Below are 12,130 nucleotides of genomic sequence, written 5' to 3' on the forward strand. Positions count from 1 at the left end.
TACTTATAATAAATAGATAAGTATGCGTTTTAGTTATAGGAGGGAAAGTAATGGAATTACGAGTGATTCACTATTTCTTAGCAGTGGTCCAAGAAAAAACGATTAGTGGCGCAGCCAAACAATTGCATGTATCACAACCAACGTTATCTAAGCAATTAAAAGAATTAGAGGAAGAATTAGGCGTGACATTATTTATACGAGGAAATCGACAAATACAACTAACACCTGAAGGAGAATATTTAGCTAAACAAGGGCAAGATATTTTAAGCTTAGCGAATAAAACAGTCACCAACTTGTCGCAAAATGAATTCATTAATGGCGAAATCACGATTGGTGGCGGCGAAACAAAAGCTATGTCTTTTTTAGCGAATGCACTACAACAAATAACAAGCCAGCACTCAGCTGATATTCACCTTCATTTATACAGTGGGAATGCAGATGATGTAATAGAACGGCTAGACAAAGGATTATTAGATTTTGGTTTAATTATTGAGCCTGCACCTAAACAAAAATATAGCTATTTAACATTACCAGTTGTAGATACATGGGGCTTAATTACTGTAAAGGACCATCCCTTAGCCACTAAAAATGTTATTACTGCAGCCGATTTAAAAGAAGAACCTTTATTTATTTCTCGACAAGCACAAGTTCCGAGCCAACTCTCTGATTGGCTCGAAGCAAGTCTAGATCAGTTCCGAATCGTTGGGACCTACAACTTACTTTACAACGCTTCACTGATGGTAGAAGCTGGGCTAGGTAGCGCCCTAAGCATTGATGGTATTCTAGAAACAAAGCAAACAAATTTACGTTTTATCCCGCTATATCCTGCTTTAACAGCCAAAATTAGTTTAATTTGGTGCAAAAATACGGTTCTTTCCACAGCTGCTGCATTATTTTTAGAACAAATAAAAAAAAGTATTCAACGCCCTGAATAATAGGTCGTTGAATACTTTTTTAAATCATCACTGTGATCGTAGCTGCTGCCAAAATCAAAACTAAGCCTATAATCGTTACGGTCATTTCCTTGGCTGTTTTCTTTTGACCTAAGAACCAAATACCTGTCAACGTTGCAAGCACAACTGATGTTTGGGATAGAATAAAGCCAGTTGCCAAGCCGTTCATATCTGGCTGCGCTGAAATTAAATAAGTTAACGCTGCAAAGGCGAAGAAAAAGCCTGAAAAAATTTGTTTGTAAGAAACAGCTTCTATAAATGGGGATGTTTCCCCACCCTTAATAGTGACAACTGCTGAGTAAATAACTGCCACAATTACCATGCCTATTGCTTGTGGTAAAAAGGCATGCATGCCATCAATTGCCGTCGCTTGGGGTGCTGCAGAGTACGCCCAATAGCCGATTTCACCAACGGCTAATAGAAGAACTGCTTTTTTCATAATCCCAGCACTCTCAGCGGACTCCGTTTCCGACCAGACCGTCATTTTGGCACCAATCATGATTAGCACTAAGGCAAATGCGCCTAACAATTTAGCTGTCGCACCTGGCCAGTTTCCTAAGAAAAAGACACCCCAGAGAGAAGCACCTAAAAGTTGGAACGCGGTCGTTACTGGCATGGCACGTGATGAACCAATCATCGTGAAGCATTTAAACGTAATGATTTGCGCACAGGCCCAACCGACACCAGATAAAATTGAAAAGAATAAATCCATGCCCGCTGGAAAAACCAAACCATTAATCATTGAAAAAATAGCGGCAAAAATCAATGTTCCTAAACTGGTACCGAGAATTTGATTCACCGGACGTCCACCAATTTTTGAAGCAATTGTTGGAAAAAGCCCCCAACCTAGAAGCGGTCCTAAACCGATTAACAATGCAGTCGCATTCATCTCTATTTCCCCTCTCTCGTTTAAAAGACAACGTTACTTTCTAATAAAATATTTGCGTATGGGGTCATTTCCCCTGTCCGAATAAAGGCATGGCAGTTGTTTAATTCTTGTTTCATTTCTGTATGAGGAATAAAACTGATGGGAGTTTCTGGTAAACGAGTTTTAATTGCTGCCAACATGTCAGGATTTTCTGTTTTAATTTCTTCTGCTAAATAAATTCGTTGAACTGCCAATTCCTCAAGAACATTGTTTAAAACTTCCATAAAGCTAGGGACACCATTAGTAACTGCTAAATCAATTTTTTCTGTAGTCCGAGGCACTGGCATGCCTGCATCACCAATACTTAATTTATCAAAATGACCCATTTGTGCGATGACGCGGGAAATATCTGAATTAATAACTTTTGTTTTTTTCATGTCGCTCGCTCCTTTTTATTTGTCTGCCAATTCGTGTTGATAAGGAATCGAAGGTTGGGCTCCAAAACGTTGAACAGTCAACGAAGACGCCTTGTTTCCATAACGAATAGCTTCTTCCAAATTGCTAAAATCTTTTTCTAATATACTACTTAATGCGCCAATAAAAGTATCGCCAGCAGCCGTTGTATCAACCGCTTTCACTTTAAAAGCAGGCACAATACCACTTCGTCCATTGACGTCATAAAAGGCTCCTTTACTACCTACTGTAATAATTACTGCTTCAATCCCTAATTGATGAAGTGCTTCTGCGGCTTTACGCATACTCGCTTCATCTGTGATTTTAATGCCTGTTAAAATTTCGGTTTCTGTTTCATTTGGTACAATCATATCTGTCACGTTTAGTAATTCTTCAGGAACTTGTTCTAACGCAGGTGCGGGATTTAAAATCGTTTTGACGCCTGCTTTTTTAGCAATTTTAAACGCTGCAATCGTACTATCAATCGCACTTTCAAATTGGGCAATCACAAAATCACTTTTTTCAATAATTTCTTGATGTTCCTGGACTTGTTTTGGCGTAAAGGCGTTATTGGCTCCTGCGTAAATCATAATGCTATTTTCACCAGCGTTATCTACCATAATAAAGGCTTGGCCAGTAGCTGTTTTCTCTAACGTGGTGACCCCAGTTAAATTAATTTCATCTTGACTCATTAAATCAGTCATCATAGCTCCAGCGCCATCATTTCCCACAGCACCAATAAAATATGTTTCTGCGCCTGAACGTTTCGCTGCAACTGCTTGGTTTGCTCCTTTACCACCACCTGCTGTAAAATGTTCAATGGCGTGAATTGTTTCGCCTGGTTTTGGCATTTCTTTGACTCTTAATGTTGTGTCTAAATTGATACTTCCGATAATTGTAACCGCGTTCATTTTCATCCACCTCAATAAAATTTATTTTTTCATTCTAATTAAAACGTTTTAGTAAAACGTTTTAATTCCACAACAAAAATATAGCACACCTTGAAAGCTATTTCAAGGGTGCTGTCGAAAATCGTTCAATCAGTTGGACAGGCAAGGTTTGCTCCTCCCAATCTTTTGCAGGCTGATGGATTCTTTCCAATAATAAAGTCGCCGTAGTTTGCCCCAATTGAAAAACAGGTTGAGCAATTGTTGTTAGCGGCGGCGAAACATACTCGCACATATCAACATTGTCATAACCAATAATACTATAATCCTCAGGAATTTTTTTGCCCGCTTCTGCTAATCCTCGATATAAACCAAAAGCAATTTCATCATTGATAGCAAAAATTCCGGTGCTCTCTGTTTTTAAAATTTCGGGGACAGCTTGGTAGCCGCCAGTTTTTGATAATTCTGTTTCGATCAACTGGACCTTTTCCGTATAAACAGAACAAAAACCTTTTAACCGTTGCTGAATATTGACTGGCGCATGTGGCGGCATTACCACGATGACTTGTTCATGTCGTTGCTCTTGTAAATGCTTTGCTGCTAGTTGCCCACCTCTATAATCGTCTGTCAAAACAGCGTCGCTAAAGCCTTCTGCTTTTTTTTGGTCAAGTACAATAAACGGAATCTTTTTCGCACGTAGCGTTTCATTAATCGTTTGATTGGAAATTTCAGAACTTGCAATCACAAAGCCATCGACACTACGACGAATCAACTCTGTTAAATATTCATGTTCTCTTGTAACATCTTGTTCTGCATTGCATAACATCAGTATAAAATTTTCTTTGTATAAAACACTTTCAATTCCTCGAATCAATTGCGCGAAAAATGGATTGGTAATGTCAGGTACGATTACGCCAATCGTCTTATTTTTTTTCATCACCATACGTTGCGCAAAATAGTCGGGCTGATAGTTTAATCGCTCTTTTGCAGCCAATACTTTTTCGACCGTTTTCCCACTAAACCGTGCCCCATTCCCGTTTAAAATTTGTGAAACGGTAGTAATGGAGACACCTGAGTCATTGGCAACATCTTTAATTGTAACCTTTTTATTTGTCATCCTACTTCTCTCCTTGCCGTGAACGCGCCCATTCACCGGACCTCTTAATCTCATTTAATTTACTACAATCATTTACTTTACGCAACCACAAATAAATACGTACATTCGTTTAAGCCGTCCTTTCATCCCTTCAACAAATTTCGTTGTTCTACTTTTAAAATGTTATACTGTAGAAAAAATGATTTACTTTTTGCTGAATGGAGGGCCTTAATTGAAAAAGAAATCGATTGGTTTGTTGTTAGCTAGCGCATATTTATTTCACGCACGTTCTCGTCAAAAATCCTTAAAAGCCTGTCTTTTTGAAGATTCTTTACGTCTTTCCCAAATTGCTCGACTTGAACGAAATCCGAAAGTCACCAAGGCTTTTTATCATTGGCAACGATCATTAAATGAACAAGTAACTTTGCCAAAACATTTACGTCATCTTTTTCCTCTTCAAGAAATGACTCAATTTCCTACGATGTATCGCATGGCAAACTCCGTTATTGCGCCTACCAAGAAAGCTGTACTGTACCTGCATGGTGGGGGCTTTACATTGAATCTCGCCTATAGCCAATTAGACTTTAGTTATAAACTAATTGAAGATCTCTCTTTTGCAACAGATTATTTTATCCCTGTATATCCATTAGCACCAAATAAGTCTTTTGCTGATATTTATAATCATTGCTATGCTGCTTACCAAGAAATTTTACAGCATTATGATCCCGAAGATGTTATTTTATTAGGTGATTCTGCTGGTGGTACATTGGTTTTAAACGTATTGCAGAATTTAGCCATCGATTTTCCTGAACGCTTACCCAAAGCTGCTGTTTTAATTTCTCCTTGGTTAGATGGACATTTAGACATTCCTGTTGCCAAAAGTTATCAAAAAAAGGACAAAATGATTGGCATGAACTATTTACAATTAATTGCCCAAGAGATTGACGACACGGCCAATCACTCCACGCTTTCTTTAAATTGCTTGTCCTTTGATTATCAAAAATTTCCGCCACTTTTTTTCGTGGGCGGCACACATGAAGTTTTTTGCCCTTCCTATCACCAATTTTTAAAACAATTAGGGCCACGACCACAAGATACTTGCCGATTGGTGCCTGGCATGCAACACGTTTTCGCAATGAAACAGTACTTGCCAGAAGGACAACAAGCGCGGAAACAAATTGCACAATTTATCCAAGAACAATGGTAAAAGGCAAATGGGACAGAAGTCAAAACGACTTCTGTCCCACTTGCCTTTTTAGAACAAAACACTTAGTTTTCTTCGGCGACTTTTTTCTCCCGCATAGTCAAAACAGCGCTAGCCAAAAGAACAAACACTACAAAAGCAATGATTCCTCCTACTAAAAGACTCGGACCTGCCTCACCTAATTTGCCTAAAAATAGGCCTGGGATTAAATAATCTGTATCCGCAAACGTTGAGGATGCTAACTGTAGATCACCCAAGACTGGTAAAATGAATAACGGTAACCAACTAATTAATAAGCCATTAAACGCAGCCCCTAAAATCGCTCCCCGACGTCCCCCTGTGGAATTTCCAAAAACGCCTGCCGCGGCACCACAGAAAAAGTGCCCGACAACGCCTGGTATAATCACGGTGGTATTCAGACCAACCATCGCTAACATTGAAATAGTTCCCACAATAAAGCTCACAAAGAACCCAATCAAGACAGCATTTGGCGCATAAGGAAAGATAATGGGAACATCAAGTGCTGGTTTAGAATTAGGCACTAATTTTTTAGCAATTCCTTGGAAAGCTGGCACAATTTCTCCTAAAACCATCCGCACACCCTGTAAAACCACTACGAAACCAGCCGTAAAGGTTCCTGCTTGAATTAATGAAAAGATGATCGCATTTTCGCCATTGCTTAACTCATGCTCGACATAGCCTGTCCCAGCCAGCAAAGCCAAAATCACATAGACAATCGACATCAAAATCATAATTGAGATGGTTGAGTCTCTTAAAAAACCAAAACTTTTAGGAATTTTAATATCTTCCGTTGACTTTTCTTTATTCCCAAAGACTTTTCCAATAAAGCCACTTGCCGCATAACCAATATTCCCTGTATGCCCCATTGCTACTTTATCATTTCCAGTAATTTGTTTCATAAAGGGCTGACAAAGAGCAGGTGTCACTGTTAATAAAGTTCCTTCAAATAAACCACCTAAAAGAATCATTGGCAAACTAACGCTAAAACCGGCCCCCACTAAAATAACGGCTGTCAAACACGAAACGTACATCATCGCTTGACCTGTCAAAAAGATATATTTAAAACGTGTAAAACGCGCCAACAGAATATTAACAACCATGCCCACCAACATAATCAGAGCAGTTGGTGTCCCATATTGTTGCAAGGCAATCGCTACAACTGCTTCATTACTAGGCACCACGCCTTGTGTATTTAACGCGGTTTGGAACATCTCCGCAAAGGGCGTTAACGAATTCGCTAATAGCCCTGCGCCACCAATTAAAACTAAAAAGCCGACGAATGTTTTCAACGTTCCTTGAACAACATCAGAAAATTTCTTTTTCTGTAAAACTAATCCCAACAAAGCAATTAATGAAACCAGAATCGCTGGCTGGCTAACAATTGAAACAAATAAATTCAATAAAGTTTCCATGTTTTTCCTCCTTCTTATTGATGTGCAATGCCATTGTCATCTAAAACTTTCAAGACTTTCTCCTTCGTTTCATCGTAATCAATAATCGCATTTAAAGGAATGATTTTTTCAGCAGGAATTGACCCTAAAGCATCTTGCAATGTTTTTTCGACAAAGAAGTAATCAGCCATATCGCCACTGGCACTCCCGACATCTGTGTGATCAATTTGAAAATTATCTGTATCAACACCGACTTCCTCTAAAATTTGTTGGATATTCATTTGCACCATAAAACTTGTTCCTAAACCACTTTGACAAACTGTAAAAATCTTCATCTTATTTCTCTCCTTCTTGGATAATTGATAGTATTTCTGGGACGGTTTCAGCCGCCACTAAGCGATGTAATGATTCTTTTTTTGATAGAATTTTTGTCAGACTAGATAAGGCCCGTAAATGTGTTTCGTTATCTGAAGCAGCTAAACAAATAAAAAGGTGAATTTCATGCTTAGGATCTTCTAATAAATCGACACTTTTTTGGATTTTTAGTAATGACATGCCTAACTGATTAACGCCATCTTCTGGTCGCGCATGAGGCAATGCTACGTCTGGACAGATATGGATAAATGGCCCAAACGATTCGACTTTTTGAATCATTGCATCAATGTACTTTTCCGTAATACTGCCATTTTTTAATAACGGCTTGGCAGCTTCTGTAATTCCCGCTCGCCAGTCTGCAACTTCAGGCAGGACTTGGACTGTTTCTGTTGTTAATAATTCCGATAACATTGGACGCAGATCCTCCTCTTTTTCTAAAATTTTGTTCATTTTACGATGCAAGACACGATATAACTGCGCTTCTGTGACTCCTTTTTTTAAGGAAATGTAAGGTTTTAAGGCATCTAAAATATCTTTAACATCTGGCATGGAAATACCTGGCAATAGCCAATCTGATTGAACTTGGTGCATCAATTGATTTTTCTCCAAAGAGCTCATAATGGGCTTGGTAAGATAAACCTTTTTGGCTGTTTCAATAGGGACCGTTGAGAAAATGATGTCATAGCTTTTTTCAGATACATTCTCTATTTCCCTCACCGCATTCGTTTCTTTAAATTCAATCATTGGAAATAGCCGACGCAATTCCGATTGCAAAATCAACGAAGAACTGATGCCACTGGGACAAACAATTAGCGCTTTTAGCTTTTCTTGCCGTTGCTCATTTTTTTGGCCGAAAATTTCTCCACCAAATAATATGGTAAAAAAACCGATTTCCTCTGACGGGATTGACCGTTTCGTTAATTTTTCTAAAGGAGCTAACGCTTGTTCACAAAGATGATAAAGCGACCGATACGATTGTCGAATATCCTTGATTAAAACATTCGGCAAGTAAAAGCCATAGTTAATCCGAAAATAGGCAGGAACCAGATGATAATACACATTCATGAGCAATTCACGAGGCTGTTCAAATTGAACAACGGCCAACAATTCCATTTTCCGAATAATTTCACCAGAAATATCTAATAAAAACTCTAACTTCGTATCTCGCAATTCTCCTTGCAAAGCTGTCATTAAACAAATCGTGAAAAAAAGACTCTCAGTTTCTATATTCGCCACAGGCCCGACTAAATCACTTAAAATACGACGACTGACGGGATAAGCGCGTAAGGACTGAATTAACTGGTTCTCAGGCCAGACGACTGTTCCATATTTGCCTAATCTTTTTTGAGAGAAAGCAAGAAAGTAACTAATTTCATCCAATCTGCTGGGTACTAGTTGAAGCTGCGCTTCCTGGACGGCTAATTGAATGCCGTCACGCATTTTTGCGTATTGGCTCATTTGATGCTGACTGAGCCAGCAAAATAAAGCGAAGGTGCCCGACTTTTGTTGTAAGAGGCAGGCAAGCCAATTTTTCCCGAAACGACGAATCCGAAATTCATCTCCTTCTAGGTAAAACCCTCGTTTTCGTTCGTAGGATAAAGCAATGTTTTCAGTTGCTAGTTGGTGTCGTACTTTTTTGATATCCGCTAAAATAGTGCCTTTCGAAACGTCTAAAAAATTTTGGTAATGATACACCGATAGTTCTTCGATTTCTGAATAAGTGAGCAAAAAAATAAGTGCTTGTCTTTCTGTTTCGCTATAGATCACTTGACGTTGTTGAAAAAGTTGTTTTCCCCATTCATTTGCGGAAAGGTTTGGAATGCTGACGGTATTCTGTTGAACTTCTCCGCCTATTGTCGAAAGTTGTGTCACTAATTCTCGTTGCGAAAGATCGGTTATTTGTTGAGCCAAAGAGAGCGCAATTTTTTGCCCTGCATACTCGTCAAGGAGATAACTTATTTTATAATTCACAGCTGTGTCCTCCTCCTGTAATCATCATATAATGATAGCGCTTTATTTTCTATCTAAGTTGGGTACAAATGTCTACTGTACTTTTTTGATAAATTGTACCGTTCTTTATTTTAAAGTTAACAAAAACCCGTTGCAAGTTTCTTAAAAACTTACAACGGGTTTTCTTTATGTTAATTGTGTTTGTAATGCGATATTCAGCAAAATAGCCACCGCCACCCAGCCGCCACACATCACCAGAAGCAGCCAACTAAACATTGATTGTTTTACTAAAGACTGCTTAGGCTTTGCCAGATGTACAAAATTCATGCTATTTACTAAGAACAGTAAAAATAAAGCAAAACAAAGGACGGCCAAGCCAGCACAAATCCAAATCCACATCGTAATCTCCATCTATATTCCTCCTTCTACATTAACTCTATTTATAAAAACAGCACATTATTTTTCCTTTTTCCTTTTTTTATTCAAATAATAGAAACTTGTTAGTACTACGAGTAAACATGCAATACCAAGGCTGTAAAGCCACGTGCTATTTCGTTCACCTGTCCTTGGTAATGACGTCTGTGCATTAGTCGGATTCGTTTTAGCAGTGGTTTTTCTGCTCACTTTGTCTTGTTGTTGTGACGTTTTTTTATCTTTATCAGTGACTGGTTGCTCTATTGGCTTAATGACACCTTCCGTTTTTAGTGGCTCTTTCCCTCCATAGAACGTTACACCGATATTCGTTTGCCCTACTTCTTCTGCAAAACTCTCAGAAGAAACAATTAGACTCGCAATGCCAACGGTTAAAAGTATTCCCAACGTCACCAGAAGTGACCCTTTACTTTTCATTGTCATCATAGCGTGCTCCTTGTCTATTTTTCAAGGCTGCCTGTTTTTCTTGTTGTAAATAGGCTTGTTGTTTCAGTGTTGCTTTCTGTTGCGTAAAACGCCAAATAGCTAGAATTAGACTCACAATTGTTGCAGCTAACAAGCCATAAAAAGCTTGATTCCACCAAGTCGGTAGGACCAATTTCACTACTGCTTCTTTATTTAATTTTTTGGCTTCTTGACTACTGATGGTAAATTCTTGCTTAAACGGCCACACTTGTTGTTCATCTTCTTTCAAGACCGCTTTTCCTTCAAAAATATAGGTTCCTGGACGAACATCTTCTTTCCCGAAATCTAAATGGAAGTTCATCGTCGAATTTGGCGCAAAACGAACACTTGGTAAAATCCGTTTGGCATATTCTTTCGTTTCGCCTTTTTTCGTTACTTTTCCTTCTAAACGCACTTCAGGAAAAATAGCGGATGTCGGATTCTGAATAACCGCTTGGACCGATTTATTTCCTAAAGCAATGGTCGGAACTAATTTAACTAATTGAAGAGTCTCTGCTAGATACATCGGTGTATCTTCTGACATTCGTAAAGCAATTGCTACATTAAATCCATATCGACTGGTTAAACCCGTTGATTTTCCTTTTTCTTCCTTTTCATCTTCTGCAAGCGAAGCATAAACACCACCCAAAACTAATCCTTGGAAACCATTCGCTGGAATTTCGACAGTCATTTTGGCTGTTACGGTTTTCTTAGCGGGAACTTTTACATGTTCCTCAGGTAATTTAATTAATGTTGTCAAGGGTACTTTTAAACTTGAATCTGGTTTTTTCTCGAAATCATTGTACACAATTAAACCATTGTCATTCGTCACAGCATTCGCTAAATTTAAATCAATCGTCAATTCTTCATCTGTTTTATTAATTAAAGATAATTCGACTTCTTGTTTCTGTCCTGGTTTTACAATGAGATCGTAGTAGGATTGCGTATTTTTCGCTTGATTCTCAGGAATATTGGGTTTAACTGTAAATTTTGTATTCATGTTGTCATCCGCTTCTTCTGCTTGTACAGCAGAAGGGATGCTTAATGCCATCACACAAATAAAAACTGTGACGATTAGCCAACGCATTGTCTTCATTATTTGTTCCTCCTATGTATCGAAAAGGAGCCGTGCACCACTGCGCAGCTCCTTTTCTAGTAATGCAGTATTCTCGTTAGTAACTTTTTATGGCGCAGCCACTAATGTCCAAGTTACGTTACCTGTATACGCACCATTTGTAATTTGTGAACTAGGTGTTGTAATGTTTAATTTTACATTTGATAATTCAGAATCCCATGTACCTTGACCTTTACCAACTGCTGCTGTAGCAATTGATACAGCTGCTCCACCTACTGGAATAGTTGTTCCAGCAAATTCAGGACTTCCTGGATCTGCTGCAAAGGCAGCTACATCACGTGAGTATGTTTTTGCTGTTTCATCGTATTTCGCTACTGCTCCTGTTTGTGCAAAGGTAATTGAGCCTTCTAAAGTAGCAGTGCCATTTTTCATTTCAGCAACGCCGGCAGTAACTGACCAACCCGCTTGTGTTCCACGAACATCCCCAACGGCATAACGTTTTGTTTGGGTACCTGTCGCATCTAACGAAATCGCTGATAAATCAGAACTAACTTCTGTCGAAGTAAATTTGAATTCTGTTGGAACATATAACAAATCAAAATTTGTATTCGAGCCTGGTTCTGGTTCTTGTGTGCTTCCGTCATCTCCATCACCCGTACCGCCTGGTAATGAACCACTTGTCATCTCTACGTTTGCTGGTGTTGTACCAGTCGTTGTTGCATGTGCTGCTGCAGGAGCGATGCTTGCCCCTAAAATTGCCGTTCCTGCAAATAAAGTTACCAATGTTTTTTTCTTCATTTTACTCTCTCCTTTATATCTTGGTTAATTAATGAATAAAAAAGTGAAAAACTTTTCTATCTCAGTAGAACGTAAACTAAGTATAGCGAAAAAAAGACTGCTTGTGATTTCAAATTTTAAACACCTCATGCAAAAAAAATGAATTTACTATAACAGCAAGGTTCCAACGACTTTTTGTGTCTT

General features: G+C 38.6%; 13 protein-coding genes. 2 read left to right on the top strand and 11 right to left on the bottom strand.

Annotated features, from left to right (window positions below; translation table 11 throughout):
- The first annotated feature begins 50 nt into the window (after window positions 1-50).
- The gene (locus PYW42_RS12420) at window positions 51-935 is read left to right on the top strand and encodes a LysR family transcriptional regulator (RefSeq protein WP_002410875.1); all 885 of its coding nucleotides are present in this window, start codon (window positions 51-53) and stop codon (window positions 933-935) included.
- Window positions 936-954: 19 nt separating this feature from the next.
- Here the strand turns inward: PYW42_RS12420 and rbsU are convergent, their stop codons facing one another.
- The 4 genes from rbsU to rbsR all read right to left on the bottom strand — a co-directional run bounded on the left by rbsU (window position 955) and on the right by rbsR (window position 4,278).
- Window positions 955-1,842 carry a ribose/proton symporter RbsU gene (gene rbsU / locus PYW42_RS12425; protein WP_002410874.1) on the bottom strand — a complete coding sequence of 296 codons (888 nt, stop codon included), beginning with the start codon at window positions 1,840-1,842 and terminating at the stop codon, window positions 955-957.
- A gap of 20 nt (window positions 1,843-1,862) precedes the next feature.
- A complete protein-coding gene (gene rbsD / locus PYW42_RS12430; RefSeq protein WP_002372966.1) occupies window positions 1,863-2,258 on the bottom strand; it encodes a D-ribose pyranase in 396 nt (131 codons plus the stop codon).
- 15 nt (window positions 2,259-2,273) lie between these two features.
- Window positions 2,274-3,191: a ribokinase gene (rbsK, locus tag PYW42_RS12435; RefSeq protein ID WP_002381157.1), complete on the bottom strand. Its 918-nt coding sequence runs from the start codon at window positions 3,189-3,191 to the stop codon at window positions 2,274-2,276.
- Window positions 3,192-3,282: 91 nt separating this feature from the next.
- Entirely contained in the window at window positions 3,283-4,278 is a 996-nt protein-coding gene (gene rbsR, locus PYW42_RS12440) for a ribose utilization transcriptional repressor RbsR (RefSeq protein WP_010816193.1), read from the bottom strand.
- Between the two features lie 211 nt (window positions 4,279-4,489).
- Between rbsR and PYW42_RS12445 the strand changes: the two genes are divergently transcribed.
- Window positions 4,490-5,464, top strand: a complete 975-nt coding sequence (locus PYW42_RS12445) for an alpha/beta hydrolase (RefSeq protein ID WP_002406155.1) — start codon at window positions 4,490-4,492, stop codon at window positions 5,462-5,464.
- Between the two features lie 62 nt (window positions 5,465-5,526).
- On the opposite strand, the gene PYW42_RS12450 is transcribed toward PYW42_RS12445, so the two are convergent.
- The 7 genes from PYW42_RS12450 to PYW42_RS12480 form a co-directional block, all read right to left on the bottom strand.
- On the bottom strand, window positions 5,527-6,894 hold the full coding sequence (locus PYW42_RS12450) for a PTS ascorbate transporter subunit IIC (protein ID WP_010816194.1): 1,368 nt from the start codon (window positions 6,892-6,894) through the stop codon (window positions 5,527-5,529).
- 14 nt (window positions 6,895-6,908) lie between these two features.
- Entirely contained in the window at window positions 6,909-7,208 is a 300-nt protein-coding gene (locus PYW42_RS12455; RefSeq protein WP_002367331.1) for a PTS sugar transporter subunit IIB, read from the bottom strand.
- A 1-nt stretch (window position 7,209) separates the two neighbouring features.
- On the bottom strand, window positions 7,210-9,219 hold the full coding sequence (locus PYW42_RS12460; RefSeq protein WP_002410871.1) for a BglG family transcription antiterminator: 2,010 nt from the start codon (window positions 9,217-9,219) through the stop codon (window positions 7,210-7,212).
- Window positions 9,220-9,384: 165 nt separating this feature from the next.
- The gene (locus PYW42_RS12465; RefSeq protein WP_002355093.1) at window positions 9,385-9,609 is read right to left on the bottom strand and encodes a hypothetical protein; all 225 of its coding nucleotides are present in this window, start codon (window positions 9,607-9,609) and stop codon (window positions 9,385-9,387) included.
- Between the two features lie 45 nt (window positions 9,610-9,654).
- A complete protein-coding gene (locus PYW42_RS12470; protein WP_002355092.1) occupies window positions 9,655-10,056 on the bottom strand; it encodes an LPXTG cell wall anchor domain-containing protein in 402 nt (133 codons plus the stop codon).
- Complete coding sequence (locus PYW42_RS12475) at window positions 10,037-11,170, bottom strand: DUF916 and DUF3324 domain-containing protein (protein ID WP_002385299.1); 1,134 nt, start codon at window positions 11,168-11,170, stop codon at window positions 10,037-10,039. Before PYW42_RS12475 ends, PYW42_RS12470 begins: the two co-directional genes overlap by 20 nt.
- An 87-nt stretch (window positions 11,171-11,257) precedes the next feature.
- The gene (locus PYW42_RS12480) at window positions 11,258-11,947 is read right to left on the bottom strand and encodes a WxL domain-containing protein (RefSeq protein WP_002410869.1); all 690 of its coding nucleotides are present in this window, start codon (window positions 11,945-11,947) and stop codon (window positions 11,258-11,260) included.
- Window positions 11,948-12,130: the final 183 nt, after the last annotated feature.

It is taken from the genome of Enterococcus faecalis (assembly GCF_029024925.1).
Lineage (GTDB): Bacteria > Bacillota > Bacilli > Lactobacillales > Enterococcaceae > Enterococcus > Enterococcus faecalis.

Bases quoted from the DNA above. Each gene is read 5' to 3' on its own strand.
- PYW42_RS12420 (WP_002410875.1), top strand. From the start codon at position 51: ATGGAATTACGAGTGATTCACTATTTCTTAGCAGTGGTCCAAGAAAAA.
- rbsU (WP_002410874.1), bottom strand. From the start codon at position 1,842: ATGAATGCGACTGCATTGTTAATCGGTTTAGGACCGCTTCTAGGTTGG.
- rbsD (WP_002372966.1), bottom strand. From the start codon at position 2,258: ATGAAAAAAACAAAAGTTATTAATTCAGATATTTCCCGCGTCATCGCA.
- rbsK (WP_002381157.1), bottom strand. From the start codon at position 3,191: ATGAAAATGAACGCGGTTACAATTATCGGAAGTATCAATTTAGACACA.
- rbsR (WP_010816193.1), bottom strand. From the start codon at position 4,278: ATGACAAATAAAAAGGTTACAATTAAAGATGTTGCCAATGACTCAGGT.
- PYW42_RS12450 (WP_010816194.1), bottom strand. From the start codon at position 6,894: ATGGAAACTTTATTGAATTTATTTGTTTCAATTGTTAGCCAGCCAGCG.
- PYW42_RS12455 (WP_002367331.1), bottom strand. From the start codon at position 7,208: ATGAAGATTTTTACAGTTTGTCAAAGTGGTTTAGGAACAAGTTTTATG.
- PYW42_RS12465 (WP_002355093.1), bottom strand. From the start codon at position 9,609: ATGGAGATTACGATGTGGATTTGGATTTGTGCTGGCTTGGCCGTCCTT.
- PYW42_RS12470 (WP_002355092.1), bottom strand. From the start codon at position 10,056: ATGATGACAATGAAAAGTAAAGGGTCACTTCTGGTGACGTTGGGAATA.
- PYW42_RS12475 (WP_002385299.1), bottom strand. From the start codon at position 11,170: ATGAAGACAATGCGTTGGCTAATCGTCACAGTTTTTATTTGTGTGATG.
- PYW42_RS12480 (WP_002410869.1), bottom strand. From the start codon at position 11,947: ATGAAGAAAAAAACATTGGTAACTTTATTTGCAGGAACGGCAATTTTA.